A 24,790-nucleotide genomic window follows, 5' to 3' on the forward strand; every position below is an offset into this window, starting at 1 on the left:
TCCTCAATTGGCCCGGCGGCCGCGCGCAACGGCGCGCGCCAACGCCGCCGAGATCTGCGCTTCGGATTTACGGAACGAGTTGGCGTCCTGCGCCTGGATGGTGACGTGGACGGTGGTCGCCCCGCCGCCCTCCGAGGCGACGCCGAGGCGACCGTCCGCGCCGCGTCTGAGCGGCAGGATCGCCTCCGGCCCGGCCTCGCCCGCCAGCCCCGTCCGGCCGCCGCCCATCGGGAAATAGGTCGGCGCGGCCAGCACGCTGCCGCCGGCGAACATCGCGTCCGCGCCGACCACCCCGCCACGGGCGAAGGGCAGAGCGCTCGCGAAGCCGGAAAACGCCTGCCCCGCGACCCCGTTCAGCAGGCCCTGCAGCGGCGCGAGCCCCGCCTGCAGCGCCGTCGTCGCCAGGCTCTGGCCGATCGCGCGCAGCGTGTCCTCCAGCGACTTGCCGGACACCACCGCGCCCTTCAGCGCGCCGGTCAGCGTCGACCCGAAGGACGACGCCTGCCGCTCCAGCGCCTTCAGCGCGGTCTCGAAACCGGTCGTGTCGGCCTCGATGGCAATGGTGAGTTGTTCGTCCAAGGTGATTGCCTTTCATCTCTTCGTGAGGGCCCCTCTCCGTCTCGCTGCGCTCGACACCTCTCCCCGCAGGCGGGGCGAGGAAGCGGAGGCGATATCGAACCCGATCCAGTCGGCGCCGGCGACGAGGCGCAGACTCCGATGCAGGGGTTCCTCGCCCCGCCTGCGGGGAGAGGTGGCCTCGCGCAGCGAGGTCGGAGAGGGGCCGGCGCCGATGCCGAAACCGCTTCATCGCGGCCAAGCCGAACGCCGCCGCTCGTGCTATTTTCGCGCCATGACCAAGCCCGCACCGATTCGCATCGCGGCCGCCATCCTCACGCGGCGCGACACCACAATGCTCGTCGTCCGCAAGCGCGGCACGCACGCCTTCATGCAGCCGGGCGGCAAGATCGAGCCGGGTGAAGAGCCCGCCGTCGCGCTCTGCCGGGAACTGGCCGAGGAGCTTGGCCTCACGGTCACGCCGGACGAATTGTTCCATGTCGGCCGGTTCGACGCGCCGGCCGCCAACGAACCGGGCCATGTCGTCGACGCCGAGGTCTTCAGCCTGCGCACAGACGCGTCCATCGAGCCCCGGGCGGAGATCGACGAGGCAGTCTGGATCGACCCGGCAAGCCCCGCCGACCTGCATTACGCGCCGCTGACGCGCGACCACCTGATCAGGCTCGTCGCCAAGCCGGCCTGAAGCGGCGCTTTCCTTGCATCGCCGAACCGGCTATCGGTCGGCGCGTTCCGTTCGTTTCCCTCAATCCGGCCCGACACCCATGCGCTCGACGCCCGACCGAATTCGCCATGCCGTCAGTTTCGAGATCATCGCCATCACGATGGTCACGTTTCTCGGCAGCCACCTCTTCGGCCTGCCGCCCGCCAGCATGGGGGCGGTGGGCATCGCCAGTTCGGTGGTCGCGACGACATGGACCTATCTCTACAATCTCGGCTTCGACCACGCGCTCCTGCGCCTGAACGGAAGCCCGGTGAAAGGCTGGCGGGTGCGCGTCCTGCACGCGGTCCTGTTCGAGATCACGCTGTCGCTTCTGCTCCTGCCGCTCATCGCGGCGATGCTGGGCGTGACCCTGCTGGAGGCGTTCCTGATGGACGTCTCGCTGATGGCCTTCTTCCTGGTCTACACCTTCGCCTTCAACCTCGCTTACGACCGCCTGTTCCCGGTCCCGGAGTGATCCGAGGCGGGCTGTCCGGAAAGGCGCCCATCAGCCGCTCCATGTCGCCCCTGCCCGGCGGCGCATGGTCGCCGATGCCGAACGCGCGCATCGCGGCTGCCAGTTCCCTCGGCGTCATCGCCCAGAACTCGGCCGGCGACAGCCGCATCACCGCGAAGCCGAACGCCATCGCCGCCTCCCAGGGAAACTTCTCAGCCATCGCCGCCGAAGGTCGCCTGCAGCAGGTCGGAGACGATGCGCGCGTAGCCGGCCGCGCCGCCCTGCGCCTGCATTTCGGCCACCTCGTCGCGGGTGAAGGTGTGGCCGGCGCCCTTCAGCCCCGCATGGATGATGGTCAGAAGGTCGTCCGCCGACAGCCGCCCGGTGGAAAAGCGCTGGGTCAGCGCCGTCAGGTCGTCGGCCCCGAAATGGGCTTCCAGTTCGGCGAGCGCGCCCAGCGTCAGGCAGAGCGCGCGCTCCTTGCCGCCGAGATCGGCGGCGATCTCGCCGCGTTTGCGATTGATCAGCATCAGGCCGCTCCGAAGGTGAGCGCGGAGCCGGATTCCAGCGCGATGTCGAAGGTCACCTCGCCGTCATGGTTGCCGGCATAGTCGAGCGAGGCGATCTGGAAGCCGCCCTCGATCGTGCCGAAATCCGGGATCACCAGTTGGCAGTCGGTCACCGCCCCGGCGAAGAAGGCGGCGCGCACCAGTTCGTCCGAGGCGGCATCCTTGAAGATGCCAGAGGCCGACACCGAGGCGCGCTGGATGCCCGCCCCGGCGAGCAGTTCGCGCCACCGACCCGCCGATTGCGAATCCGTGATGTCGACGGTCTGCGCGTTGAAGCCGATGCGCTTGGTGCGCAGGCCGGCGACGGTCACATAGGCGGCGCCGCCGCCGTCCCAGAATTTCAACAACATGTCCTTGCCGCGTTGCGATGCCATCGCCGCAGTCTCCTTTCGTGAAATGGGTGTGGGGTCAGTCCGCCGGCTCGCTCAGCGCCCGGAAGCGCTGCACCGCGCGCCAGGCGCGGTCCGCCGGCTCGTAGCCATGGTCGGCGGAGACCGGTTCCAGCGACACGATGCGGGTCGCGCCCCGGACGCTGCCGGCAAGGCCGGCCAGCGCCGCCGTGACGCGGTCCGCCATCGCCAAAACCTGCGCACGGCCCGTCTGCGCCGACCAGCAGCGGATCGTGACGAGCTGTTCCTCGCCGGCGCGGTCGTCCGTGCTCCAGTCCTGCGCGCTCGTGCGGCCGAGGACGACATACGGAAAGGACCGGTCCGGCGGCACGCGATCGAAGATCCGGTCCTCGCCGCCGGTGAGCGCCTGAAGCGCCGCATCGGCGCGCAAGGCGGCGACGATCGCCTCCTGCACATCATGGGCGACGCTCATCGCGGTCCTCCTCGTCGGGTTTCGGTGGGGCCTGGCGCGCCGCCTCGACACCGTCTTCGGCGGCGATCGCGGCGCGCGTCCTGAGCGCCCGGATCAGCCCGGCCAGCGTCAGTTTCATCGTCAGTCTCACGGCAGCGCCTCCTCGCGCGTCAGGCAGAGAAGATACCGGCCGGTCTCGTCGAGATCGCGCACCGCCCGGATGGCGAAGGCCCGCGTGCCGGTCACCAGGCGCATGCCGCGCACGACGCGGGCGTCCGCGCGCAGCGTCACGCGGTGGGTGATGTCGGCGTCGTCGGCATCGGCGCGGCGTACGGGATCGGCCCTGGCCGGCTCCAGATGCGCCCACACCGTCGCCACCGTCTCCCAGGCCTCGTCGCGGCCGCCGAGCGCGTCGGGCGTGCGGGTCGCCGCCTGCAGCGCCATCGCGTGGCGCAGCCGGCCGGGATCGAAGAAGCGTCCGCGCATGGTCACAGCGACAGGAACCGGAAATGACGCGTCAGCCGGCCATAGAGCGCCGGCACCGACACCGGCTGGTCGGCCGCGTCGAACACGCCGCGAAATTCGTACCAATGCGCCACCAGCACCAGCACCGCGCGTTTCAGCATGTCGGGCACGTCGATGCCGGTCTCGCCATATCCGACGTCGAAATCGACCTCGACGCCATTGGCCCGCATCGCCGCCGCGACAGCGTCCCTCAGGCGAAGCCGCGCCGGCCGGGCGACGAGGTTGACGCGGTAGTCGCCCCCGTCGAGCACGGTCGCCGCGCCGTCGGCGTCATAGACCGTCACCTGGACGATGCCGCGCACCGGCGAGCGCATCAGTTCGAGAACGCCGTCGGCCGGCAGGCCATCGAAAAAGGCGCGCCATCGCTGGTTGATCAGTGCCTGTCCGGTATCGCGCTCCAGATATTGCGTCGCGGCGGCGATCAGCGCCGCGATCGTGTCGTCCTCGGTGTCGGAGGTGACGCGCAGATGCGCCTTCGCCTCGGCAAGCGTCACCGGCATCGCCGCAGGCGCGGCAATCTGGGCATAGGTCATGGCGTTTCCTTGTTTGGAAGAGTGAATAAATGTATATACAAAATTCATGATCGTCTGGGACGAACGCAAGCGGCTCGCCAACCTCGCGAAACATGGCTACGACTTCGCGGAGCTGACCGAGGACTTCTTCCTGTCGGCCGTTGTCCTGCCCGCCCGCGACCGCCGGATGAAGGCGATCGGCCGGTTCGAGGACGGGACGATCGTGGTGATCTATTTCACGCTCGGCACGGAGGCCGTTTCGCTCGTCTCGATGCGCCCCGCCAGCACAAGGGAACGGGAGTTTTTGTGATGCCCACCAAGCGCAAGACGCAGACGGACTTCACGCCGGGACACGGCTACTCCCGCGAGGATTGGGATGCGGTGTCGGACAGTCCCGAGATCACTGCGGACGAAATGGCCAGCGCCGTTCCCTTCGCGGAGGCGCACCCCGAACTGGCCGAGAAGATGCGCAAGAAGGTCGCCGGCCGGCCCCGAAGCGACAACCCGAAACAGGCCATCAGCATCCGCCTCGACAGGGAGGTCGTCGAGAAGTTCAAGGCGACCGGACCCGGCTGGCAGTCCCGCATCAACGAGGTCCTGCGCAAGGCGAGGGTCTGACCGGCCGGCGGCCCCGGTCGGGAGGAGATCTCCGGGGCCGCCGTTTCGGGGCTTCTTACGAAACCCCGAACTTCAACAGCTTGATCGCGTCGAAATCCTGCACCCCGCCGCCGACGCGTTTGGTCGTGTAGAACAGCACGTAGGGCTTGGCGGAATACGGGTCGCGCAGCACCGAGACGCCGGTGCGGTCGACGACCAGATAGCCGCGGCGGAAGTCGCCGAAGGCGATGGCGAACTCGTCGGAGGCGATGTCCGGCATGTCTTCGGCCTCCACCAGCGGGAAGCCCATCAGCATGGCGCGCTGGCCGGCGCCCGCGGGCGGCTGCCAGATGTAGTTGCCGTCGGCGTCCTTGAACTTGCGGATCGCTGCCTGCGTCTTGCGGTTCATCACCCAGTTGGCGTTCTGGCGATAGCCGGCCTTCAGCGCGTAGACCGTGTCGATCAGCGTGTCGGAGGGATCGGACGCGGCCCAGGCGCCGTCGACGCCGGTCGCCACATAGCCGATCTTCTCCCAGGCCCAGCTCGCCTCGGCGATGGTGGTGTAGTCGAGGAAGCCGCGCGGCTTGGTCCCGCCCGTGCCGGTCACGAAGGCGGCGCCTTCCTGTTCGGCGAAGGCAGCCTCCACCTCCGAGGCGATCCACTGGTCGATGTCGACCACCGAATCCTCCAGGAGCGCGGCGGTCGCCGCCGGCATGGCGTAGAGCTCCATCGTCGGGAACTGCAATTCCGACAGCGTCGAGGCGTCCGTCTGCGGCCGCGCGTCGGTCTCGCCGACCCAGCCGACCGCAGGCCCGCCGATGGCGAAGGGCTTCTTCAGGACAGAGCCGGAGACCTGGCGCACGGAGGCGATGGAGCGGATTGGCGAGATGTCGCGCAGGCGCGCGCCGATCGCCGCCTCCGTTTCCGGCGGCACGAGATAGCCGCCGTCCGGGCCGGAGCCGATCGACATCGCCTTGCCTTCCAGCGCCTGCAGCCGCCTTTCGTCGCCGCGCCGCACATAGGTGTCGAAGGCGCTCCTGTGCTCGCTCGGCTCGGCGGTTTCGCCGCCGCCCAGCGGCGGGCGCGCCTGCTTGCGCTGCAGCGCGTCGAGCGCCCGTTTCTGTTCGTCGAGCGCGGTGGAGATGCGCTCGACCTTGTCATTGGTCACGCCGTCCGCGCCGAAGCGGCTTTCGAGCTGCGCCAGGCGCTCGTCATTGGCCTGCTTGAACTCGTCGAAGGCGTGCATGAAGTCGTCGAAGGCCGCGGCGACGTCGCCCGATGCGGCGGACTTCGCTTCCGGCGCGGCCAGCTTTGCGTGTGTCATTGTCTCCCTCGTGTCGATTGGAGTGTGCGGGCCGCGTCGCGGATCGTCTCAGCCAGGCCCGTGTCGGCCGACGCGCCGTCCCGGCGGCGTCGAAGCGATGCGAAGCCGCCGGCGATCACCGCCTTGGCCTCGCTTCTGGTCAGCCCGGCATCCCGCACGAGCCAGCGTTCGAATTCGCGTTCCGTCGGCAGCCGCCCGGCCTTCACGGCGGTGACGCGCGCCTCGGGCAGCATCGGAAAGGTCACGACGGAGATCTCCCAGAGATCCGCCTCGAGGATGCGGCGCACGCCCGTCCGCGCCTCCTTGCGCGCCCTCACCGTGCGAAAGCCAATCGACAGCCCGTCGAGGCCGCCATTCTTCAGAAGCGCCAGCACCTCGCGGCCCTTGGCCACCTCGGTGGAAATGCGTCCCTCCACATAGAGCCCGCGCGCGTCCTCGCGGATCGCGGTCCAGGTGCCGATCGGCTGGGCCGGATCATGCTGGAACAGCATGCGGATACCGGTCACGCCGCGCGCGGCCAGCGACTTGGCGAAAGCGCCGCGCTCGACGGCATCCTTGCCGAGATCGACCGCGCCGAAGACGGAGGCATAGCCGGCGATCGCGCCGTCGGCGGCGTCGGCCGCCAGGTCCACCCGGTTTAGCTTGTGTTCGAGCCGTGCCGTGTCAGCGTCCATCGTCCGTCCTCCCCGTGGTCCTGCCGCCGGTCATCCGCTCGCCGAAGCGCACGGCAAAGCCGATCGCCCACCAGATCGACAGGCTCGCCAGCGCCGCGCCGGTCAGCGCGATCTCGTGCGGCGACAACGCTGCGGCGATGCCGAGTTTCTTGGCGACCGCCAGGCCCGCCGCGCCGCCGAAGGCGAAGCCGGCCGACATGGAGGACAGAAAGCGCAAACCCGCCTCGCGCCGGCTCTTGGGCAACAGCCAGGCCAGCGAAATCGCCGCCCCGGCCAGCGCGCCCGCGCATTTCGCCAGCCACAGCGAAGCGGCCGGCGACAAGTCCGTCATGGTCATGAACATCTCCTGGTCAGGTTTCTGGCGCGCGGTTGCGAGCACCGCTTCCTCGCCCCCTTCAGGGGGAGAGGTGGGCGCGCGCAGCGCGGTCGGAGAGGGAGCCGTGCGAAGCCTATCGCTTCGCCCCGTAGCCCACCGCTTCCCGCTTCTCGTCCTCGGTGATGAAGCTTGCCCCCTCCAGCCGCGCCCAAAAGGCGTCGCGTTCGCTCGACAGGCCGGGAATGGCGTCGATGTCGGGGGTGAGCCGCACGCGTCCGGCGCCGAAGGCCCGGGCGAAGGCGTCGGCCGTGCGCGTCACCATCGGCAGCACGGTCAGGCGGTAGAAGGCGCGGTTGGCCTCCGCGTAATTGGCATAGGTGGCGTCGCCCGGAATGCCGAGCAGCATCGGCGGCACGCCGAAGGCGAGCGCGATGTCGCGGCTGGCGGCGTGCTTGGCCTCGACGAAATCCATGTCCTTCGGGGTCATCCCGATCGCCCGCCAGTCGAGCCCGCCCTCCAGCACCAGCGGCCGGCCGGCATTGGCGGCGCCGGCATAGTCGGCCTCCAGGTCGCGCTTCAGCCGCTCGAACTGTTCCGGCGCCATGTTGCCGCCCTCGGCGGGCGCATAGACCAGCGCGCCGGAGGGCCGTGCCGCATTGTCGAGCAGCGCCTTGTTCCAGGCGCCGGCGGCGTTGTGGATGTCGAGCGCCATCAGCGCCGCTTCCAGCGGGGCGAGGCCGCGCAGGTCGTCGAGCGGGTGGAACCGGCTCAATTGCAGCAGCCGCGTCACCCCGTCCTCGCCCTCGAAGGGAATGCGCCGCTTCGCCGTCCCGGCGCGATGCTCGACCGCCGCAGGCCATCCCTGATCGTCGGTGACGACCGACACCCGGTCGGGCCGCAGCAGATAGAGCGCCGCGCCGCCGCCCTCGCCCGCCCGTTCCACGAAGGCGTCGCCCGACAGCAGCAACTGGCCGTAGAGCGCTTCGAGAAACGCCGCGCGGCTGTCGCGCTGGTTGGGCCTGTCGATCAGCGCCAGCAACTCGTGCTCGGGCACTTCCCGGGCGCCCTCATGGGCGAGCCACGGCACCGCGGCGGCCGCCTCGGCGGTCAGCGTGACGCAGCGATGAACGACCGGATTGCGCATGAACCCTTCGCGCGACAGCGCCGCGTAGGAGGCCGACGTCCAGGCGGCCGGGCCGGCGCCATGCATGGCGACGAAGCCGTAGGACGCGGCTTTCGATTCCGCGGGACCGGCCGCGCGGCCGCGCTTCAGCCAGCGGATGAGGCGGTTGGAGGATTGATTCATGGAATGGGTCCAACTCGTTGATTGTCGAATCAAAAAGGGGCCCGAAGGCCCCTCGTTCATCGCGGTGCGTCGCGCCGTGTCAGGCCGCCACGCCCTCGCGCTCGTCATAGGCTTCGCGCGCGGCGCGGATCTCGTCGTGCTTCTGGCCGGCCCAGCCGATCAGGCCGGCGAGCGGCGTCAGCACCGAGCGGCCGAGGCCGGTCAGGCGGTAATCCACCGAAGGCGGCTTGGTCGGATAGACGGTGCGCGTCACCAGCCCGTCGCGCTCCAGCGTGCGCAGCGTCTGGGTGAGCATGCGCTTGGAAATGTCGCCGACCTCGCGCTGCAGGGCGCTGAAGCGGCGCGGCTCGTCCGACATGGCGACGAGGATCAGAAGCGTCCACTTCTCGCCCACCCGGTCGAGCACGTCGCGCACCGGGCAATTGGCCGTGTCCACGCCCTCGCCCGACATGCGCGCGAACTCGCGGAGCACCTCCGCCGCGGTGTCGGGCAGGTTACCTTCCTGTTCCCTGGTCATCAAAAACTGCCTCCTTCCGGAGCCTTTTCGTTGGTGGTATCGAAAAGAGACCATACCTCCAATCGAGACCAAAGAAAAGGAAATCCCATGTCAAACCAGACCGCCAAACTTCTCGTCACCGGCGCATCCGGCCAGCTCGGCGCACTTGTCGTCGCCGATCTCCTGAAACGCGTTCCGGCCGCCAACATCGTCGCGCTCGTGCGCCGGCCGGAAGCCGCGGCCGCGCTCGCGGCCAAGGGCGTCGAGACCCGCATCGGCGACTACACCGATCCGGCCGCGCTGACGGAAGCCTTCAAGGGCGTCGACCGCCTGCTGCTGATCTCGTCCTCCGAGGTCGGCCAGCGCGCCGTGCAGCACAAGAACGCCATCGACGCGGCCAAGGCGGCCGGCGTCGGCTTCATCGCCTACACCTCGATCCTCAAGGCCGACACGTCGCCGCTCGGGCTCGCCACCGAACATCGCGAGACCGAAGCCGATATCAAGGCCTCGGGCACCGCCTACGCGCTTCTGCGCAACGGCTGGTACACCGAGAACAAGACCGGCTCCGTCGCCCCGGCGATCGAGCACGGCGCCTATCCGGGCGCTGCCGGCGACGGCCGCATCTCCAGCGCCAGCCGGCAGGATTTCGCCGAGGCCGCGGCCGCCGTCCTGTCGGCCGACGAGGTGTCGGAGAATGTCGTCTACGAGCTCGCCGGCGACGAGAGCTATTCCATGGCCGAATTCACCGCCGAGATCGCCCGCGCGTCTGGCAAGCCGGTCATCTATGCCGACATGAGCGAGGCCGAATACGCCTCCACGCTGGAAACCGTCGGCCTGCCCGCCCCCCTCGCCGCCATGCTCGCCGACAGCGACGCCGGCACGGCCAAGGGCGCGCTGGAGGACAACAGCCACACGCTGCAGCGCCTCATCGGCCGCGCCACCACCCCGTGGACCCGCACCCTCGGCGAAGCCGTCACCCAGCAAAAGGCCGCGTAGGGCCCCACGTCTCCCGCCCGCGCTTCGCCGCGGCGCTGGCTGCCGACCGCCTCCCCAAAAAGGGGAGGCCCTGGGCGTCCGTTTTCGCAGCGGCAGGTCCGGGAGATGCTTGATCCGACGAGAAGATTGGGCTTTCCTGACAAGTCTTGACGGGCTTGGGGGAGCAATTCGGATGCAACGCAGGCAGGTGCTTGGTCTTCTCGGCGGTGCCGGGGCAACGTTTTCGACTTCGTCCACACGTGTTCTGGCAGCCGGCCAGCCCGACTGCGAAGCAAAACGAATACTGTCCTCCACCCGTTTCACCCGGAGTTACGTTCGCCAGCGCGAGGGCGCGATGACCGGCAGCTGGAACTGCGTCGTCGTCGCCTCCCGGCAGTGGATCCAGGGGCGGGACTACCCGCGCAAGACGACCAACCTGATCCACTATGACGACGGCCGCCTGAGCTTCGAGGGAACCGGCCAGTCCCCGTCGACAATCACGTTCCACTTCCCCAGGCCGAGAAACCATCCGAATGCGCAGCCCAGCACCGACGGCTTCTATTTCGACCATTATTCGTTTGCGCATGCCCGCCTGAGTTTCGACCTCGGGAAACCGGCCAACATCAAGCGCTTCAACAAGATCAACTATCACCAGATCAGCCACATCCCCGACTGGTTCATCGACAGGATCTTCAATGCCAGGAAGATGCGCGTCGACATCATCACCAATCACGGCGAGGATTTCGGCGGCATGGAATTCGACATCACCTATCTGCGTTCGCATATCGGGCAGCTGTGGACCGACACCCGCGAACGCCTTCAGGCCGCGAAGGTCGCCGGCGGATGCCGCGACGCCGACGCCGATTCGATGCAATGCGTGATGACGACCGCCACGGTCGACATGCTCGGCCGACCCGACGACGGCTTCGAACTGACCGCGATGCGGCGCCTGCGCGCGCATTTCGGCCATCAGACGGACGTGCTCGCCGATTATGTGACAACCAGCCGCGCCCTGCTCGCCCGGCCGCGCACGCTCGGTTTCCGGCTTGCGCTCCTCGCCTTCTACGCGACCACCATCCTGCCGACCACGGCGCTGGTGCGCATCGGCGCGCTCGGCGCCGCCCGCGCGACCTACCTCACCGGCTTCGCGGCCCTGAAGACGGTGCTTCGCCACCGTGGACACCTCCAAGGCCGCGGCACAGCCGCCCGGCGCGTTCCGACCGCGCCGATCTGATCCCCGGACACCAACGACGCCCCGTCGCCGCCTTCCCGCCAAGACCCTCAAAGCCCCCTCACCCGCGGTTCGCCGCGGCGCGCGAGCAGCAATTCGCTCAGCGCCCAGACCAGCGCGTCGAGGCGGTCGGGCGAGCGGCCGGAGGCGAGGCCTTCGGGGCTGAAGGCGCACATCTCGTCTTCCAGCGCGCCGAGGCCCGCCGCGTGCGTCACGCGCCCCTGTTCGTAGAGCGCGGCGACCGGTTCGGCGCGCAGCCACTTGGCGCGCCGGGCATGCACCTTGCGCAGCGCCACGCGCGGATCGACCTGGCGGATCACGGCTTCCACCATGTCGCCGCCCTGGTTCACCTCGGCGATGATCACGTCCGCGCCGAGCTTCTCGTAGAGCGCCACCGCCTCCGCCGCCCAGCGCGTCGGCTTGGCGGCACGCAGGCTCGCGTCGGCGATCACATGGGCGCGGCCGTCACTCCACAGTCCCGCCGCGACGATGCCGCAGGCGTCCGAGGTCGCCTTGGAACCGGCCGGCGGATCGACCGCGACGACGATGCGCAGGAAGTCGCCCGGCGTCGGGCCGCGCACCGCGTCGAGCTGGCGGCGCGACCACAGCGCGCCGTCGGTCTCCTCCAGGATCTCGGCATGCAGTTCCTGCCGGCCGAGGCTGGTGCCCTCGTATTTCGCGCGCACCGTCTCCAGGAAGCCCGGTGCGAGATTGGCGGCGTTGTCATAGGTGGAGCCGCGCGTCACCGCCGTCGCCCGGTCGGCCGCCAGCTCGCGCAGCAGGTCCACCGGCTTCGGCGTCGTCGTCACGCAGGCGCGCGGATCGCGGCCGAGCCGCAGGCCGAGCATCGCCATGTCCCAGGTCTGGCGGGCATAGCGCCAGGCGGCCAGTTCGTCGGCCCACAGCAGGTCGTGCTGCGGCCCGCGCAGGCGCTCCGGCTCCTCGGCCGAAAACAGCACGGCGTAAGCGCCGTTCGCCCAGGTCACGCGGCGCAGCGTCGGCTGGAAGACCGGCCGGCCCAGCAGCCGCCCCTGCGCGGTCACGTCGCCCTGCCAGCACACCGACAGAAGCCCGCTCTCGCCGCGCACCATGATGTCGCGCGCGTCGCCCAGCGTCGGCGCGATCAGCGCCACGCGGCCGGCGCCGCGCTTGATGCGGGCGCGCACCCATTCGGCGCCGCTGCGCGTCTTGCCGAAGCCGCGCCCGGCCAGGATCAGCCAGGTGCGCCAGTCGCCCGGCGGCGGCAATTGCGCGTCGCGGGCGAAGACGCGCCAGGTCCGGCGCAACAGCATCCGCAGCGCGACGTCGTCACCGTCGCGGATCCCCGCCAGCGCCGCCGGCGGCAAGATGTCGATCAATGAGCTCATCGAGGGTCCTTTGCGCCTCGGCGATGTCCGCCGGCGTCAGGGTGACGTGGGCGTCGCCCTCGCCGATCAGGCCGCCGCAGGTCGGGCAGGTGCCGCCGGTCTTCAGGGCGGCGCTCGCGTTTCGCGCGGCGCGCGGCGCGGCCTGGCGCGCCAGGCGGTCGGCCGCCCGCCATTCCTGCAGCCCCTCCTCGTAAGCCGTGCCGGCGCGGTGCGCCCGGTCGAGGAAACTCGCCGGCGTGTGGCGGTGCACGCCGAGCACCCGGGCGATGCCCGTCTTGCCCAGCCCCTGCCGCCCGAACTCGCGAAACCGCGCGACCGTCTCCTCGTCCTCGACCAGGATCGGCGGCGCACCGCCCCGTCGCGACGACCCGGCCCGTCTCGGCATGTCCGCTTGCATGGCTCACCCTTCCCGCAAACAAAAAGGCCGCAACGGTCCCCCGTCCGGCCTTCGAGCCTCTCACCGGCCCATTTCTGCGATTGTGCCTGCACCCTACCCGACCACCGTGACGGCGTCAAGGATTTTTTTCCTATTCTTTTGACGATGCTGTTCGCCATTCGCTGGCGTTAGCTTCCTGCGACGTCACCTACAGGTAACGGCACTTCCTCCGCGGCATCTTAGAATCTGAGCATTTCGGCGCGAATTGAATTCCAGAAATGCGATTTCCTTTGAAAAATCCGCAATTCGAAAAATCTAATCGCCTCACGCTATGAAGCATGAACTATTGCTTCAAAACAAAATAACATTAATTGATATCACAATGTATACATGGAAATTTGATAATTATAAGATAATCAAATTCATCTTCATGATTTAAATTATAAATCACGCTCCAATTGCACTTTCGTTCATTCTCAATCTTCCGCAACTAATCAGAACTCTTCAACCTAGAAGCATCCCATTGCGCAAGCGCATGGTCCACGTCCACAGTTGATCTGGCCTCAATCACTCTCCGCATTGCTGCGACGTAGCGATCCATGTTCCGCTCGTCATAATGGCGGAAAAAGAACCTATTCTCACCCTCTAACGTCAGTCCAAGATCACCTTTGATCGTACGATTATTGCCGACAAGCGTCGAAAGTGATCTACGCATCGCCTTGCCTTCCGAGTGTCTTTCAACATGCCTTCCCCACTCCCAAGCGATAAAATCAGCGGCGTGGAAAATTCCTTCCATTTCGTGTTTTTGTACTGTGAAAAGACGACCATACGAATATCGGTCTCGCAAGACATCCGCCTCTTGGGTGCCCTCAATATATCGCATGAAGCGTATCAGCCCCTTCTGCCCCTCATCACCAGATTCCAATATGAAAGAGATTGAGTCCTTCGCGGACCGCCGCTGCGAGGCGAAGCGCCCCAAACCATACATGCACATATGACACATGAAACCGTAAGGGGAGCGAAGCAGGTTTAGCATTTCTTCGCTCACTCTTCCCCGGTTCGCTTCTTTGGGCATTGGCTCGGTTATCAAATCATCAGCGCATGAAACCGTGACGATATAAGAAGCATAGCTTCTAATGATCTCCACCATACCCTTCATGACGACACTTACTTCATCGTCAGAAATTCCAGAAAAGTCCCGTTTTCTCGCGTTTAGGTCGGTCATGTGAAATACGCGACCATCCATTAGGCGCTCCCATTTGCGGTTCGCCTTCAGCGCGTTGTCATAGCCGAACGCAACTCCGGCTACAGCAAACACGCCTTTTGAAGATCTCCCAGCATCAATACCGGCACGCAACACGGAAACGTCTCCCCTTGCTTTCGGCGCTAACGCTGCCGAAACATCGAATCCTTGTACAAATCCCACATACTCACTGGATCACTAACATTCCTTCGGTTGGGTGGCACAAGTCGTATGCTCTTAAGCATTCGTTGCGCATTCTTGCTGCCGACCTCATCCACGAACGTCCTTGCCGGCGTATCCCCCCAATTGCCCCGCCCGCGTTTCGCGCGTAGTCTCCGCCTGTCGCAGTGGAAATTCGCCATGCCTGTTGTCCTCGGGCGTCAGCAGAACGCCCCGCATGCCAAGGCCCACAAATGGTGGCCGCCGCCCCGGTGAGCGGCGCGCCCGCTGGCGCGAGCCGACCCTCCGACACCTCTTCAAAAGGACGACACCATGACCGCGGTCGAACATCTGCGCGATGCGCGCGTTCTGCGCGTGACCTTCGAAAACGGCGCGCAGGCCGATTACCCCTTCCTCTGGCTCCGGGACAATTGCCCGAGCGGCTTTCACCCGCAGACCCAGGAACGCATGCAGGACCTGCTGGCGCTGCCGGCCGGGATCGGCGTCGACAGCGCCGCGATCGAGGACGGCGCGCTCGCCGTCGCCTGGGAGGCGAGCGTCCACCGCAGCCGCTTCCCGCTCGACTGGCTCGCCCGGCACAGGCCCGGCACGCCGCTCGACGATCCGGCCGACATCGCGCCGCGACTCTGGCGCGCCAAAACCGGCCTGGCCGGCATGCCGCGCGGCGACGCGGCCGCGCTCCTCGCCGACGACGTGGCGCTGTCGCACTGGATGCGCGAGACGCGCGCCCACGGGCTGGCGCTGGTCGAGGGGCTGCCCGCCGACCAGAAGGCCGGCATGAAGGTCGCGCGGCGGATCAGCTTCCTGCGCGAGACGAATTTCGGCACGGTCTTCGAGGTGAAGTCGAAGCCCAATCCGAACAATCTCGCCTACACCGCCGTGGCGCTGCCGCTGCACACCGACCTGCCGAACCAGGAATTGCCGCCCGGCTACCAGTTCCTGCACTGCCTCGCCAACGAGGCGCTGGGCGGCGGCTCGGTCTTCGCCGACGGCTTCGCGATCGCCGACAGCCTGCGCGCGCAGGAACCGGCGCTGTTCGACCTCCTGTCGACCCGCTCGATCCCCTTCCGCTTCCATGACGGCGAATACGACATCCGCCGCCGGCAGAAGGTGATCACGCTCGACGAGGCCGGCGCGGTGACCGAGATCTGCTGGAACGCGCACCTGGCCGAGACCTTCGACATGCCGGCCGGCGAGATGGCCGCCTATTACGAGGCCTATCGCGCCTTCATGGCGACGCTGCGCCATCCGAAATGGGCGGTGGAATTCGCGCTGAAGCCCGGCCAGATGGTGGTGTTCGACAATCGCCGCGTGCTGCATGGCCGCGCCGCCTTCAACCCGACCACGGGCCGCCGCCACCTGCGCGGCTTCTATGTCGATCGCGGCGAGTTCGACAGCCGGCTGCGGGTGCTCGCGCGCCCGCCGGGCGCCTAGCTCACCCGTCCGCCTCGGCCGGGACCAGCGTGCCGGTCGCGCCCGGCACGGTCTGGCCGATCCAGCGTTCCAGCGTCCGGGCCGAACTCTCGGTCGCGTTCCAGGCCCGGGCCGCCTCCACCGCCGCCTGCCGCAGATCGTCGAAATGCGAGACGGCGAAACGGATCGCCGCGCCGACATCCGCCGGCTCCAGCGTGTCGAACACGGCGGGCCGCGCGCCGAGCGAGCGCGCCAGCTCCACCATCCAGCCGCTCGACGGCATGACCAGCACCTTGCCGAGCATCAGCGCCTCGATGAAGATGCCCGAGCCGTGCACCGCGTAGCGCTGTCCGTAGGGCAGCACCACGATGTCGAGCCCGGAGAGAAACTCGTAATACGCCCGCGCGCTCAGGTCTCCCGACACGAGGGTGACATGGTCGTGGGCGGAAAGCGCCCGCTCATGTGCTTCGGCCAGGGCGCCGATCAGCTTTTCCAGCCGCCCTCATTGCTCGTTTTCGCTGCGTTTCCGTTCGACCGGCGACGATGTCCCGTCGTGGACGGCTCATCTGTGGAATGTCGGATCGCCTCTATGCCATCGGGCACACACTGCGCGGCTTGTTTCCCGGCATGCGCGCCTTACGGCCTGCCGCCCGAATAGAATCGCGTCGCGGCCTCCAGGAACGCGTCGATGTTCCCGTCCAGGACGTCGAGAGGCGCCCGCGACAGGTGGCCGGTGCGGGTGTCGCGCACGATGTCCTTGTCGGGCACGTAGCGGCGGACGACGCCGAAGCCGCCGGCATGAGCGGGCGCGCGTTCGGGTTCGCGCGCCTTCAGGTCGAGTTCGTAGAGGCGCGAGCGCAGCATGGTCCGCGCGTGCGCGATCTTTTCGTCCCGCGTCGCGCCGACATTGCACGTCCCCGCCAGCCCCGTCGGACCGTGGATAATGCGGATTCCTGCTTCGTCGGCCGCGCCCCGACGCCTGCCTGCCTCCGTGGCCGGACAGTCCTCGACGCGGCAATCGGCTTCGGCGAGCGCGACCGCGCCGTCATCGGCGAGTTGCGGATAGACATGCACGAGGGCGCCCGACGTCTCCCGCATTCCGCGCGTGTCGAATGGCGAGACGCGCAGCATACCGTGCCAGCCGCTGTCCGTCTTCAGCCAGCCATAGGCATTGTGCCCCTTGATCAGCAGCACCGCGTGCTCGATTCCCGCTGTTTGCGCCGTCCGGCGCTCGACAATGTCGACATCAAAGCCGCGCTGTTCGGCCCACCGGCCATACATGCGCTGCACCATGGCAGCGAGATTGGTCGATTCCACGCCGGAATGGGCGGGGCGAATGTCCACATAGGCATCGTTGATGTCCGCCTCGCCCTGAAGCAACGCCTCGACCGAGGCACGATCCGGCATGTCGTCTTGTCCAGCCATCGCATCCAATCCGGTTGGCAACGGAGGCACGCGACGCAACGCCTCGACTGCACCGGCTCCGGTCGGTTTCGCCCTGTCGAAGGCTAGGGCATGGCCGCCTGAGGGTCCATCCCAACGCCGGCTGCGGCTGCCGCGCCTTCAGCTTCTCGTTGTGGCCGCGAAGTCTCACGCGATCCTTTGTGCCAGGCCGTGAACCCATAAATTGAACGCTTGCGATCGTCAGCTCAGGCGTCATTGCGCCACACCATCGATCCTGCAATCACTGCGGTATGAGCAATCTGATTATCGAACCCGGCGGTGGATTGAGGGGCCTCCCACTCGGCTCATCCAGGAGTAGGGTGCGCATCTTCTTCGGAAATGGCCATCAGCCGTTCAAGCGCACGTTGGATAGTGACGAGGCAGACTTTTGGCCCAACGATGGCGTATTTGCTTACTATGATAGTGGGCAAATGCTCGAAGCTTTAGAGATTTCAAGTCTCTGCGAGGCTACCTTGCAGGGAATTTCCCTCACGACCGTGACGATGGGCGAAGCCATCGATTGGTTGCGTGCGCTTGATCCCGAACTTCGTCTCGAACCCGACGGAGCGACATCGATCAAGTTAGGCGTTGGCGTTTGGTCATCGACGGGAGAGCCTGATGAGCCAGTCATGTCGGTGATCACGTTTGGCCCTGGATATTACGGCCAAGCGTGAAGTCGCGGTTGAATGAATGTTGGCTGGCACTTTCGTATCGCGCCGAACTTTGATTCAAGCTCACCATGGGCCATATGATCTGACTGACTTCGAATGGCGCGTGATCGAACAGCTGCTGCCCGACAAGCCGCGAGGCGTGCCCCGCGTTGATGACCGCCGCGTGTTGAGAGGATTTCCTGGCCATGATCCAACTCGCCTCAATGCGCCTGTGGCTCCGCGTTTATGAGTCTACGGCCTAGGGTCAGGACCCATTGATTTCAACGATGCCGAATGACCGGTTCGAGCCCTTAGTAGTCATTCACCTCGGCAATGCGGTCGGCAGCTTCGCCCCTCCAATCAGTCGTTCACCGCCAGCACCCTGCGAAACCCCCACCAAGCGATTTTCAAAACAGCCTCTTGGAAAGAAGGAGGAATTTGTGAAATGGTTTAATCGAAGACAGAATGTCCGCTACGAAGCGTAAAACGATGATGCCGCACCAAGTACAACCAAGAAGAGCGCAGTGATGATTGAAATTACAGTCGATGTCAGGAGGTAGCTTCGAAAGCGGACAACCATCCGCAGTCTTTCACCATTGCCTTCGATCCTGAAGCTATGCGCCAAGTTTGGAGATAGACAGCCACGCAAATACACAAATGGAATGAAGAATATAAGGCTTGGAAGACAGACCGCCATAAGGAAGTCTGGAGACCGCCTCTTATGCTCAATAATTTTTGTGCCATGTACAATGCTACTCGCAACACTATCTAAATTCTTTTGACGCTCATCAAGTGAGGGATACATTTCCTCATACATTTCGTAGTCCTCGAACAGCGCTAGGATTCGGGCTTTTGCGGCGAGAGGATCATTTTTGTGATTGATCCAAAGTCTGTATAGAATTAAATCAACATCTTTCATGTCTTTATACACATCGACATCTCCGTTAGCGATGGACCTGACAAATATCATTTCAGCACGAAGATAAATTCCACACAACCCTGTCCAGAGTATTACTATGTCTTTTGCGTAGTCTGGCATTGAAATTTCTATTCCAATTATCCATCTTAGGACAGTCAAAACAAAATTAATAGCGCTGTAAAATATATACTGATAGCTCGCTATTATCTTCATCATATATTCATGAATATCTATAGTGAATACATTAAAAATAAGCGTTGCGAGCGAGATAGCGAAAATGAAGTTGGATAGCATTGACATGACATCGCGCACCAATGTTTGCGTAAGCTTCCAATAAAAGGCTCGGTATGGTCGCATGTTAACAATCTTCAGCTATTCGACGGTGGCTTGAGTGTAGTTAGTGATGGAATGGAGCGATAGTGTTTGGGAACATTGTTCATCCTATGGCTATGGTGCTGGAAGTCGGTGTGATGATGTGGAGGAAATCCGTATTTGGTCAGCAACTTGCTCAGTTGCCGGTCGCGGCGTCTTCACCAGCTCGCGCACGTCATTGAGCGCACCTGTCGGCCGTGACACTTCGTACCAGAGAGCAGCGATCCGCGAGGTAGAGGTGCGGCCCGTTCGTACGGATGAACTGCTTGCCGTCGCCTACACAGTATTTGTCCCATCGTCGCGGAAGCCGACGTTCGTCAAACGGCCGCTTCGTCCGCGACTCGGTCATTCGCATCTACCGGGATTCAAACCTTGTGAACTGTATGATTCAAATGGGCAGGAGGAATTGCCCCATGTCTGATCAATATTGGCTCACCGAAACCCAACTTGAGCGTATCCGACAATACTTCCCACGATCTCGTGGAGGGCCGCGTGTCGATGACCGTCGTGCCGTTAGCGGGATTATCCACGTCATTCTCAACGGTCTGAGATGGCGGGACGCGCCTGAGGTCGATGGACCCCACAAGACACTCTACAACCGCTTCGTTCGATGATCACGAAAGGGCGTCTTTGACCGCATATTCAGCGGCTTGGTAACTGGCTCCCCAGAACCAGATATTTTCATGATTGACGCCACGCATCTGAAAGCGCACCGGACTGCCTGTAGCCTGGAAAAAAGGCTGTTGCTCGCCGTATCGGGCGAACAAAGGGCAGACCGATTGTACTCTGCTTGAGCGAAGGCCAGCTGTCAGATCATGTGGGAGCTAAATTGATCTATCCGGCAATGCCGAATGCCAACGTGCTGATCGGCGATACGGGCTATGACAGCGATGAGTTCCGCGATGCATTGAAAGCCCGTAATGTTAGAGTCTGTATCCCGCCCCGATCAAACCGGAGCGCGCCGAGCGTCTACTCAAAGACCCTGTACAAGAAACGTCACAAAATCGAAAACATGTTCGCCAAGTTGAAGGACTGGCGGCGCATCGCAACCAGATACGACCGTTGCGCACATACATTCATGTCGTCGATCTGTATCGCAGCGACCGTCATCTTCTGGATCAATCAATGAGTCCTGAGCCTAGTCCTGTCAGTCCACGGGTGAAGCAAAACCCCGCTGCGTCCGCCTCGCCCTGAAGCAACGCCTCGACCGAGGCACGATCCGGCATGTCGTCTTGTCCAGCCATCGCATCCAATCCGGTTGGCAACGGCGGCACGCGACGCACCTCCCCGGAGACCCTTTCCCCCAACGCCCTCCGCCCGTTACCGCGCCTTCAGCTTCTCGTAGTAGCGGCGGAACTTGTCGCGGTCCTTCGCGCTCTTGTCGCTGATCGGCAGGATGCGCGCCTCGTAGATCGCCAGCGCCTCGTCGCGCAGCGACAGGTCGGCCAGCGCCTGGGCGGCGGTGTCGAGGTAGCCGATCTCGTCGGTGGCGGCGGCGAGCTTGCGGGTGAGCTTTTCGTAGGTCCGGCGATCCTGGCCATAGGTCCGGCTCTCATGCATCTCCCAGACCTGCGCGTTCAGCGAGGACAGGGTCAGAAGCATGTAGCGGCGCGTCACCGGCCCCGAATTTCCGTCGGTGCGCACCGTCATGACGAAGCCGGCGCGGGAAATGAAGTGCTGCGCGTTGGCGCTGGGCGTGACGCCGCGCCCCAGGCCGACGCCGGTGATCTCGACATGCCCCTCGGGGATCGTCGTCACCTGCATCTTGTCGAGCTTGGCCGTGCCGCGTGTCGTCACGAGGTCGTGCGTGTGGTAGCCGCCCTGCCGCTCGCCCTTGTAATCCCGGCCGAGATACGGACCGACGGTCGCCAGGCTGCGCGCTTCCACCAGCTTCACGCTTCTCGTGCTGCCGTCCTTGCGCACGAAGAGGCCCGCAAGGGTCTTGTCATCGAGCACCGGGTGGTCGGCGATCGTGTCGAGCGGCAGATAGGCGACCGAATGGGCCTTGCCGTTCATGCTCGTCGGCCTGACCTTCAGCACCGGGCCGGACAGGGCCCGGTCGATGCTCTGCAGCCGCACGGTCCCGCCCTTCTCCTTGTAGGCATAGACGCGCGGCCAGTATGTCGACGAGGCCGGCGTGCTGACGGGCGACCGGCCCAGGCGCTTCCTCAGCGCGTTGTAGAGGCCGCGATAGGATTTGCGGGTCTTCTCGTTGTAATCCGGGAGCCGCGGCAGGATGCGCGTCTCGTAGAGCCCGAGCGCGGCCTGCGCGTCGCCCCCGTCGGCGTAGAGCTGCGCGACGGTGTCCAGATTGCCCACATAGTCGCTCGCGTCCGCGAGCTTGCGGGCCAGCGTCTCGTAGACGCGGTCCGGTCCGGGATAGAACCGGTTCTTGTGCGCGGTCCACAGAAGGTTGTTGGCCGATTCGGTCGCCACGAAGGGGTAATAGCGGGGAAGCGGCGATTCCTGCCATTTGCCGTTGAAGCGGCGGTACTCCGAGATCATGAGGATCTGGCCGACGATCTGGATTTTCTGCTTGCTTTCGTGATCGCGTATCCAGTTGTTCGACATGAACACGGTCTGCCGCGGCACGTAGCCGTAGGTCAGGGAGTCGATCTCCGTTTCGCGCAGACGGTCGATCTCGTCCTCGCGCGACTCTGCCATGATGGCATGGGCGAAGTCCGCGTCGCTGAAGGACGAGAACATGTCCTTGGAGGCCGTGTAGATGTCGGTCGCATACTCCTTGACCCGCGTCAGGTAGCTCACATGCCCGATCCTCAGGCGCGGGCCGTCGGGGCTGCTCCGGACGATGAACGAGGCGATGTCCGACATCGCGAACACCGGCAGTTGCGCGGCCTCGTCCGGCCTGAACGCGTAGGCGGAGAATTCGCCAGGGCGGCCGTCGCGCCGCCTGAACTTCACGTCGTAGGCACTGCCGGGCAGGAACTCTTCGCGCAGCCGGATCAGTTCGCCGGTCTTGAGCTGCACATAGACGCCCGGTTCGGCGGCCCGCGCCAGTGTCGGCGTCGCCAATACTGCCGCCATGAGCGCCATCAGCGCGTATAGACGGATGAGCGCGGCGCCCGGCGCCCGCATGAACTCGGCCTTGCTCATGAAATCCCCCATTTTATCCCGGCATCCTAGGGGCGGATTTCCGTTGAGGAAAGTGCAGCCGGCCGTTTTGTCTGGAGAAAGACCATGCGGCGGGCGCGGCTGTTCTGGCGCGCTCCCGGACCGTTCGCGGGCCGCGCGGGCGCCGCGTCGGATTTGGCCCGCGGGTCGTCGCGAATACGGGATGACCGGCCGGTGAAACTGGCCTATAGGCGCGGCATACGCTTCGGACCGGACAGGGAGATCGGCATGCACGGCGAAAGCAACGCGCTTGTGCGCGGCCTCGGGCTCGCCTTTCTGGGCTTTGCGCTGTTTGCCACCCACGACGCCATCATCAAGGCCGTGGGGCAGCATTATTCGATCTTCCAGATCATCTTCTTCGCCATGTTGTTCGCCTTCGTGCCGATGTCGATCGCCATGCTGGCCGACCAGAAGCCGGCGAATTTCCGGCCGCGCCATCCCTGGCTCGTGATGCTGCGCGCGATCCTGGCGCTGATCGCGATGAGCGCGGGGTTCTTCGCCTTCGTGCGGCTGCCGCTGGCGGAGGTCTACGCGCTGCTGTTCGCGACGCCGCTGCTGATCACGGTCCTGTCCGTGCCGCTCCTCGGCGAGACCGTGCGGGCGCGGCGCTGGGCGGCCGTCGTCGTCGGGCTCGTCGGCGTGATGATCGTGCTGCGGCCGGGCGTCACCAGCCTGTCGGTCGGGCATCTGGCGGCGCTGTGCTCCGCCTTCGCCGCCGCCTCGGCCGCGATCATCGTGCGCAAGATCGGCGCGCAGGAGCGCTCCGCCGTGCTGATCCTCTACCCGATGCTGTCGTCGATCGTGCTGATGGGCGCGACGCTGCCCTGGGTCTACAAGCCCGTCGACCTCACCTCGCTCGCCCTGATGGCCGCCGTCGGCCTGATGTCGGTCACCGCCCAGTTGTGCACCATCACCGCCTACCGACACGCCCCCGCCGCCGTTATCGCCCCGACTCAGTATAGCCAAATCTTATGGGCAACGGTGTTCGGCATGGCCTTCTTCTCTGAGCGGCCCGACGCGATGGTGGCGCTCGGGGCGAGTATTGTTATAGCTTCAGGTATCTTCATCGTATGGCGGGAAAGCCGGCCGGACGTCTCGGAGCGCAATCCGGTGCTCAAGACGCCCAATCCGCGTTTCGACGCGGGTCCCTCGCCGCGGCCGACGGACTGGCGCGATCGCGACATCGGCTGACGGTCGCCACCAAAGTCGAATACACGGGGCGAATTCTTCAAGAAATCGCCGAGAAACCGCCCTATTCGAGCCATCTTTCTGCATTTTTCAGCAGCGAGATGAAGCTCAGCACTGCAGCACGTCTGCGATACGACTTGCATGACGCCGTTATGCGGCGCCTCCGCTCAACAAAAAAGAAGAAAACATGTCGATCAACTGGCTCGCCTTCGCGGGACCTTCAAACCTGCGCTCTATTCTCGCTCTCACATTCTGCACGACTGCCATCGCATCTGTCGCTACGCCCTTGCGGACGCCACAGCCCGTCATTGCCTTGCCGTATGTCCGGTTCGTGATCGAAAGCGCCGTCTTCCTCAATCCACCACTGACCGCGATCGAGCAGGCGACCTTGGAGTCTAAGATCGAGATTCCCCTACCCGATCCGCTTCTGACATTCGCCGTCCACAAACCGCTACTCGAACAACCTCCTGCGGTTCCTATCATGCCGGTCGTCTCAAAGGCAGAGAAAGCCTGCCTCGCAACCGCGATCTATTTCGAGGCACGGGGCGAGTCGGCACGGGGCCAGATGGCTGTGGCGCAGGTCATCTTGAACAGGATGGAAAGCCGACGCTATCCGGACACGATCTGCGGCGTGGTCTATCAGAACAGCAATCGCCGCAATGCCTGCCAGTTCTCCTTCACGTGCGACGGGCACCCCGACGTGACCCGCGAGAAGAGCGCATGGAAGCGGGCGCAAACTATCGCCGCTGATGTCCTGTCCGGACGTGGGGATGTCGGGGCTGTCGCCAGCGCCACCCATTATCATGCCGATTCCGTACAACCGCGCTGGGCACGCAAATTGAAACGGCTGTCAAAGATCGGCCGGCATGTCTTCTATCAGGGCTGACGAGGCGCCAGACACCGTCTCCTCGCGACCATCCGCCACTCCCCCGGCTCGAGAATTTGGAGTATGTGGTCGGGACAATGGAGATGACGAATGACCGATGACCAGTATCCGCCGCTGCCGCCCATGACGACCGGCCCCGCCGGAAAATGCCCGCATTGCGGCGAAGGCTCGATCTTCAACGGGTTCATCACGTTGAAGGAACGTTGCGACGTGTGCGGGCTCGACCTGTCTTTCGCCGATGCGGCTGACGGCCCCGCTTTTTTCGTGATGCTGATCGCCTCGGTCCCGGTTCTGGGTTTTGCCTTGTGGATGACCTTGTCGGTCGGCGCTGCCTATTGGCTGACCGCGCTCCTGACGCTGCCGCTTCTCGTTCTTTTCTGCGTCCTTCCTCTGCGCCCGATCAAGGGCTGGCTGGTCTCGAGCCAATACTTTCACAAGGCCGAACAGGGCCGACTCGACCACGAGCACTGACTTCTGTTCTTGAGATCAACGCGCAAATGCGGCATGAGACGTCATGGGGCATGCATTGCGTTGCGAGCCGGTTTGCGTCTGATTCGAACCGACC

The 24,790-nt window shown here is 65.1% G+C and carries 31 protein-coding genes and 1 pseudogene; 12 read left to right on the plus strand and 20 right to left on the minus strand.

The features are described 5' to 3' along the window. Window positions 1–3 precede the first annotated feature (3 nt). Entirely contained in the window at window positions 4–579 is a 576-nt protein-coding gene (locus MRY80_RS00495; RefSeq protein WP_293286829.1) for a phage tail tape measure protein, read from the minus strand. Between the two features lie 211 nt (window positions 580–790). Here MRY80_RS00495 and MRY80_RS00500 point away from each other — a divergent pair, with 211 nt between their 5' ends. Both MRY80_RS00500 and MRY80_RS00505 read left to right on the plus strand, forming a co-directional pair. Then, a complete protein-coding gene (locus MRY80_RS00500) occupies window positions 791–1,258 on the plus strand; it encodes an NUDIX domain-containing protein (protein ID WP_346433370.1) in 468 nt (155 codons plus the stop codon). A gap of 79 nt (window positions 1,259–1,337) precedes the next feature. Beyond that, on the plus strand, window positions 1,338–1,751 hold the full coding sequence (locus MRY80_RS00505) for a PACE efflux transporter (RefSeq protein ID WP_293286831.1): 414 nt from the start codon (window positions 1,338–1,340) through the stop codon (window positions 1,749–1,751). Here MRY80_RS00505 and MRY80_RS00510 read toward each other — a convergent pair. From MRY80_RS00510 to MRY80_RS00540, 7 genes are read right to left on the minus strand one after another with little or no spacing between them, the layout of a single operon-like run. Continuing rightward, window positions 1,711–1,950, minus strand: coding sequence for a rcc01693 family protein (locus tag MRY80_RS00510; protein ID WP_293286833.1), 240 nt, complete (start codon window positions 1,948–1,950; stop codon window positions 1,711–1,713). The genes MRY80_RS00505 and MRY80_RS00510 overlap by 41 nt on opposite strands. Next, window positions 1,943–2,263, minus strand: a complete 321-nt coding sequence (locus MRY80_RS00515) for a gene transfer agent family protein (protein ID WP_293287210.1) — start codon at window positions 2,261–2,263, stop codon at window positions 1,943–1,945. Before MRY80_RS00515 ends, MRY80_RS00510 begins: the two co-directional genes overlap by 8 nt. Beyond that, a complete protein-coding gene (locus MRY80_RS00520) occupies window positions 2,260–2,673 on the minus strand; it encodes a phage major tail protein, TP901-1 family (protein WP_293286835.1) in 414 nt (137 codons plus the stop codon). The genes MRY80_RS00515 and MRY80_RS00520 overlap by 4 nt, the downstream gene beginning before the upstream one ends. A 34-nt stretch (window positions 2,674–2,707) precedes the next feature. Continuing rightward, window positions 2,708–3,121 (minus strand): DUF3168 domain-containing protein, encoded by a 414-nt coding sequence (locus MRY80_RS00525; RefSeq protein ID WP_293286837.1) that lies wholly within the window; start codon window positions 3,119–3,121, stop codon window positions 2,708–2,710. After that, window positions 3,105–3,251 carry a hypothetical protein gene (locus MRY80_RS00530; RefSeq protein WP_293286839.1) on the minus strand — a complete coding sequence of 49 codons (147 nt, stop codon included), beginning with the start codon at window positions 3,249–3,251 and terminating at the stop codon, window positions 3,105–3,107. The genes MRY80_RS00525 and MRY80_RS00530 overlap by 17 nt, the downstream gene beginning before the upstream one ends. Next, window positions 3,248–3,586, minus strand: a complete 339-nt coding sequence (locus MRY80_RS00535; protein ID WP_293286841.1) for a phage head closure protein — start codon at window positions 3,584–3,586, stop codon at window positions 3,248–3,250. Before MRY80_RS00535 ends, MRY80_RS00530 begins: the two co-directional genes overlap by 4 nt. A gap of 2 nt (window positions 3,587–3,588) precedes the next feature. Next, window positions 3,589–4,158, minus strand: a complete 570-nt coding sequence (locus MRY80_RS00540; RefSeq protein WP_293286843.1) for a head-tail connector protein — start codon at window positions 4,156–4,158, stop codon at window positions 3,589–3,591. A gap of 46 nt (window positions 4,159–4,204) precedes the next feature. Here MRY80_RS00540 and MRY80_RS00545 point away from each other — a divergent pair, with 46 nt between their 5' ends. Continuing rightward, on the plus strand, window positions 4,205–4,447 hold the full coding sequence (locus MRY80_RS00545) for a BrnT family toxin (RefSeq protein WP_293286845.1): 243 nt from the start codon (window positions 4,205–4,207) through the stop codon (window positions 4,445–4,447). Next, window positions 4,447–4,755 carry a BrnA antitoxin family protein gene (locus tag MRY80_RS00550; protein ID WP_293286847.1) on the plus strand — a complete coding sequence of 103 codons (309 nt, stop codon included), beginning with the start codon at window positions 4,447–4,449 and terminating at the stop codon, window positions 4,753–4,755. Before MRY80_RS00545 ends, MRY80_RS00550 begins: the two co-directional genes overlap by 1 nt. Before the next feature lie 55 nt (window positions 4,756–4,810). Here MRY80_RS00550 and MRY80_RS00555 read toward each other — a convergent pair whose 3' ends face one another. From MRY80_RS00555 to MRY80_RS00575, 5 genes are all read right to left on the minus strand, one after another. Further along, window positions 4,811–6,058 (minus strand): phage major capsid protein, encoded by a 1,248-nt coding sequence (locus tag MRY80_RS00555; protein ID WP_293286849.1) that lies wholly within the window; start codon window positions 6,056–6,058, stop codon window positions 4,811–4,813. Then, window positions 6,055–6,732 carry an HK97 family phage prohead protease gene (locus tag MRY80_RS00560; RefSeq protein ID WP_293286851.1) on the minus strand — a complete coding sequence of 226 codons (678 nt, stop codon included), beginning with the start codon at window positions 6,730–6,732 and terminating at the stop codon, window positions 6,055–6,057. The genes MRY80_RS00555 and MRY80_RS00560 overlap by 4 nt, the downstream gene beginning before the upstream one ends. Next, window positions 6,722–7,069 carry a DUF6107 family protein gene (locus tag MRY80_RS00565; RefSeq protein WP_293286853.1) on the minus strand — a complete coding sequence of 116 codons (348 nt, stop codon included), beginning with the start codon at window positions 7,067–7,069 and terminating at the stop codon, window positions 6,722–6,724. The genes MRY80_RS00560 and MRY80_RS00565 overlap by 11 nt, the downstream gene beginning before the upstream one ends. A 112-nt stretch (window positions 7,070–7,181) precedes the next feature. Further along, window positions 7,182–8,354 carry a phage portal protein gene (locus MRY80_RS00570; protein ID WP_293286855.1) on the minus strand — a complete coding sequence of 391 codons (1,173 nt, stop codon included), beginning with the start codon at window positions 8,352–8,354 and terminating at the stop codon, window positions 7,182–7,184. A gap of 79 nt (window positions 8,355–8,433) precedes the next feature. After that, complete coding sequence (locus tag MRY80_RS00575; protein ID WP_293287213.1) at window positions 8,434–8,805, minus strand: helix-turn-helix domain-containing protein; 372 nt, start codon at window positions 8,803–8,805, stop codon at window positions 8,434–8,436. A 153-nt stretch (window positions 8,806–8,958) separates the two neighbouring features. On the opposite strand from MRY80_RS00575, the gene MRY80_RS00580 reads away from it, so the two are divergent. Together MRY80_RS00580 and MRY80_RS00585 are read left to right on the plus strand one after the other, a co-directional pair. Continuing rightward, entirely contained in the window at window positions 8,959–9,846 is an 888-nt protein-coding gene (locus MRY80_RS00580; RefSeq protein WP_293286857.1) for an SDR family oxidoreductase, read from the plus strand. 334 nt (window positions 9,847–10,180) lie between these two features. Beyond that, a complete protein-coding gene (locus MRY80_RS00585) occupies window positions 10,181–11,059 on the plus strand; it encodes a hypothetical protein (protein ID WP_293286859.1) in 879 nt (292 codons plus the stop codon). A gap of 47 nt (window positions 11,060–11,106) precedes the next feature. On the opposite strand, the gene MRY80_RS00590 is transcribed toward MRY80_RS00585, so the two are convergent. The 3 genes from MRY80_RS00590 to MRY80_RS00600 form a co-directional block, all read right to left on the minus strand. Then, window positions 11,107–12,348, minus strand: a complete 1,242-nt coding sequence (locus tag MRY80_RS00590; protein WP_293287215.1) for a terminase family protein — start codon at window positions 12,346–12,348, stop codon at window positions 11,107–11,109. A gap of 16 nt (window positions 12,349–12,364) precedes the next feature. Next, window positions 12,365–12,820 (minus strand): hypothetical protein, encoded by a 456-nt coding sequence (locus tag MRY80_RS00595; protein WP_293286861.1) that lies wholly within the window; start codon window positions 12,818–12,820, stop codon window positions 12,365–12,367. 469 nt (window positions 12,821–13,289) lie between these two features. Continuing rightward, window positions 13,290–14,159: a hypothetical protein gene (locus tag MRY80_RS00600; RefSeq protein WP_293286863.1), complete on the minus strand. Its 870-nt coding sequence runs from the start codon at window positions 14,157–14,159 to the stop codon at window positions 13,290–13,292. A 375-nt stretch (window positions 14,160–14,534) separates the two neighbouring features. Here MRY80_RS00600 and MRY80_RS00605 point away from each other — a divergent pair, with 375 nt between their 5' ends. Continuing rightward, window positions 14,535–15,656, plus strand: coding sequence for a TauD/TfdA family dioxygenase (locus tag MRY80_RS00605; protein WP_293286865.1), 1,122 nt, complete (start codon window positions 14,535–14,537; stop codon window positions 15,654–15,656). A 1-nt stretch (window position 15,657) separates the two neighbouring features. Here MRY80_RS00605 and MRY80_RS00610 read toward each other — a convergent pair whose 3' ends face one another. Both MRY80_RS00610 and MRY80_RS00615 read right to left on the minus strand, forming a co-directional pair. Further along, window positions 15,658–16,059 carry a hypothetical protein gene (locus MRY80_RS00610; RefSeq protein ID WP_293286867.1) on the minus strand — a complete coding sequence of 134 codons (402 nt, stop codon included), beginning with the start codon at window positions 16,057–16,059 and terminating at the stop codon, window positions 15,658–15,660. A gap of 212 nt (window positions 16,060–16,271) precedes the next feature. Next, window positions 16,272–17,060 (minus strand): PCRF domain-containing protein, encoded by a 789-nt coding sequence (locus tag MRY80_RS00615; RefSeq protein WP_293286869.1) that lies wholly within the window; start codon window positions 17,058–17,060, stop codon window positions 16,272–16,274. Between the two features lie 338 nt (window positions 17,061–17,398). Here MRY80_RS00615 and MRY80_RS00620 point away from each other — a divergent pair, with 338 nt between their 5' ends. After that, window positions 17,399–17,752 carry a hypothetical protein gene (locus MRY80_RS00620; protein ID WP_293286871.1) on the plus strand — a complete coding sequence of 118 codons (354 nt, stop codon included), beginning with the start codon at window positions 17,399–17,401 and terminating at the stop codon, window positions 17,750–17,752. A 448-nt stretch (window positions 17,753–18,200) separates the two neighbouring features. Here the strand turns inward: MRY80_RS00620 and MRY80_RS00625 are convergent, their stop codons facing one another. Then, a complete protein-coding gene (locus MRY80_RS00625; RefSeq protein ID WP_293286873.1) occupies window positions 18,201–19,004 on the minus strand; it encodes a hypothetical protein in 804 nt (267 codons plus the stop codon). A gap of 428 nt (window positions 19,005–19,432) precedes the next feature. On the opposite strand from MRY80_RS00625, the pseudogene MRY80_RS00630 reads away from it, so the two are divergent. Beyond that, window positions 19,433–20,148 (plus strand): annotated as a pseudogene (locus MRY80_RS00630) (IS5 family transposase). A gap of 191 nt (window positions 20,149–20,339) precedes the next feature. Here the strand turns inward: MRY80_RS00630 and MRY80_RS00635 are convergent. Then, the gene (locus MRY80_RS00635) at window positions 20,340–22,133 is read right to left on the minus strand and encodes a hypothetical protein (RefSeq protein ID WP_293286875.1); all 1,794 of its coding nucleotides are present in this window, start codon (window positions 22,131–22,133) and stop codon (window positions 20,340–20,342) included. Window positions 22,134–22,325: 192 nt separating this feature from the next. Here MRY80_RS00635 and MRY80_RS00640 point away from each other — a divergent pair, with 192 nt between their 5' ends. The 3 genes from MRY80_RS00640 (at window position 22,326) to MRY80_RS00650 (ending at window position 24,696) form a co-directional block, all read left to right on the plus strand. Beyond that, on the plus strand, window positions 22,326–23,342 hold the full coding sequence (locus tag MRY80_RS00640) for a DMT family transporter (protein WP_293286877.1): 1,017 nt from the start codon (window positions 22,326–22,328) through the stop codon (window positions 23,340–23,342). A gap of 184 nt (window positions 23,343–23,526) precedes the next feature. Further along, window positions 23,527–24,225 carry a cell wall hydrolase gene (locus tag MRY80_RS00645; protein ID WP_293286879.1) on the plus strand — a complete coding sequence of 233 codons (699 nt, stop codon included), beginning with the start codon at window positions 23,527–23,529 and terminating at the stop codon, window positions 24,223–24,225. A gap of 90 nt (window positions 24,226–24,315) precedes the next feature. After that, on the plus strand, window positions 24,316–24,696 hold the full coding sequence (locus MRY80_RS00650) for a DUF983 domain-containing protein (protein WP_293286881.1): 381 nt from the start codon (window positions 24,316–24,318) through the stop codon (window positions 24,694–24,696). Window positions 24,697–24,790: the final 94 nt, after the last annotated feature.

This window comes from Oricola sp. (assembly GCF_022763245.1).
In the GTDB taxonomy this organism is placed as follows: domain Bacteria; phylum Pseudomonadota; class Alphaproteobacteria; order Rhizobiales; family Rhizobiaceae; genus Oricola.

What these genes read in the sequence shown, in the direction of transcription:
- MRY80_RS00500 (WP_346433370.1), top strand. Translation starts at nt 791, where the DNA reads ATGCCGAAACCGCTTCATCGCGGCCAAGCCGAACGCCGCCGCTCGTGC.
- MRY80_RS00505 (WP_293286831.1), top strand. Translation starts at nt 1,338, where the DNA reads ATGCGCTCGACGCCCGACCGAATTCGCCATGCCGTCAGTTTCGAGATC.
- MRY80_RS00510 (WP_293286833.1), bottom strand. Translation starts at nt 1,950, where the DNA reads ATGGCTGAGAAGTTTCCCTGGGAGGCGGCGATGGCGTTCGGCTTCGCG.
- MRY80_RS00520 (WP_293286835.1), bottom strand. Translation starts at nt 2,673, where the DNA reads ATGGCATCGCAACGCGGCAAGGACATGTTGTTGAAATTCTGGGACGGC.
- MRY80_RS00525 (WP_293286837.1), bottom strand. Translation starts at nt 3,121, where the DNA reads ATGAGCGTCGCCCATGATGTGCAGGAGGCGATCGTCGCCGCCTTGCGC.
- MRY80_RS00535 (WP_293286841.1), bottom strand. Translation starts at nt 3,586, where the DNA reads ATGCGCGGACGCTTCTTCGATCCCGGCCGGCTGCGCCACGCGATGGCG.
- MRY80_RS00540 (WP_293286843.1), bottom strand. Translation starts at nt 4,158, where the DNA reads ATGACCTATGCCCAGATTGCCGCGCCTGCGGCGATGCCGGTGACGCTT.
- MRY80_RS00545 (WP_293286845.1), top strand. Translation starts at nt 4,205, where the DNA reads ATGATCGTCTGGGACGAACGCAAGCGGCTCGCCAACCTCGCGAAACAT.
- MRY80_RS00550 (WP_293286847.1), top strand. Translation starts at nt 4,447, where the DNA reads ATGCCCACCAAGCGCAAGACGCAGACGGACTTCACGCCGGGACACGGC.
- MRY80_RS00555 (WP_293286849.1), bottom strand. Translation starts at nt 6,058, where the DNA reads ATGACACACGCAAAGCTGGCCGCGCCGGAAGCGAAGTCCGCCGCATCG.
- MRY80_RS00560 (WP_293286851.1), bottom strand. Translation starts at nt 6,732, where the DNA reads ATGGACGCTGACACGGCACGGCTCGAACACAAGCTAAACCGGGTGGAC.
- MRY80_RS00565 (WP_293286853.1), bottom strand. Translation starts at nt 7,069, where the DNA reads ATGACCATGACGGACTTGTCGCCGGCCGCTTCGCTGTGGCTGGCGAAA.
- MRY80_RS00570 (WP_293286855.1), bottom strand. Translation starts at nt 8,354, where the DNA reads ATGAATCAATCCTCCAACCGCCTCATCCGCTGGCTGAAGCGCGGCCGC.
- MRY80_RS00575 (WP_293287213.1), bottom strand. Translation starts at nt 8,805, where the DNA reads ATGTCGGGCGAGGGCGTGGACACGGCCAATTGCCCGGTGCGCGACGTG.
- MRY80_RS00580 (WP_293286857.1), top strand. Translation starts at nt 8,959, where the DNA reads ATGTCAAACCAGACCGCCAAACTTCTCGTCACCGGCGCATCCGGCCAG.
- MRY80_RS00585 (WP_293286859.1), top strand. Translation starts at nt 10,181, where the DNA reads ATGACCGGCAGCTGGAACTGCGTCGTCGTCGCCTCCCGGCAGTGGATC.
- MRY80_RS00590 (WP_293287215.1), bottom strand. Translation starts at nt 12,348, where the DNA reads ATGCTGTTGCGCCGGACCTGGCGCGTCTTCGCCCGCGACGCGCAATTG.
- MRY80_RS00595 (WP_293286861.1), bottom strand. Translation starts at nt 12,820, where the DNA reads ATGCAAGCGGACATGCCGAGACGGGCCGGGTCGTCGCGACGGGGCGGT.
- MRY80_RS00605 (WP_293286865.1), top strand. Translation starts at nt 14,535, where the DNA reads ATGACCGCGGTCGAACATCTGCGCGATGCGCGCGTTCTGCGCGTGACC.
- MRY80_RS00615 (WP_293286869.1), bottom strand. Translation starts at nt 17,060, where the DNA reads ATGGCTGGACAAGACGACATGCCGGATCGTGCCTCGGTCGAGGCGTTG.
- MRY80_RS00625 (WP_293286873.1), bottom strand. Translation starts at nt 19,004, where the DNA reads ATGCGACCATACCGAGCCTTTTATTGGAAGCTTACGCAAACATTGGTG.
- MRY80_RS00635 (WP_293286875.1), bottom strand. Translation starts at nt 22,133, where the DNA reads ATGAGCAAGGCCGAGTTCATGCGGGCGCCGGGCGCCGCGCTCATCCGT.
- MRY80_RS00645 (WP_293286879.1), top strand. Translation starts at nt 23,527, where the DNA reads ATGTCGATCAACTGGCTCGCCTTCGCGGGACCTTCAAACCTGCGCTCT.
- MRY80_RS00650 (WP_293286881.1), top strand. Translation starts at nt 24,316, where the DNA reads ATGACCGATGACCAGTATCCGCCGCTGCCGCCCATGACGACCGGCCCC.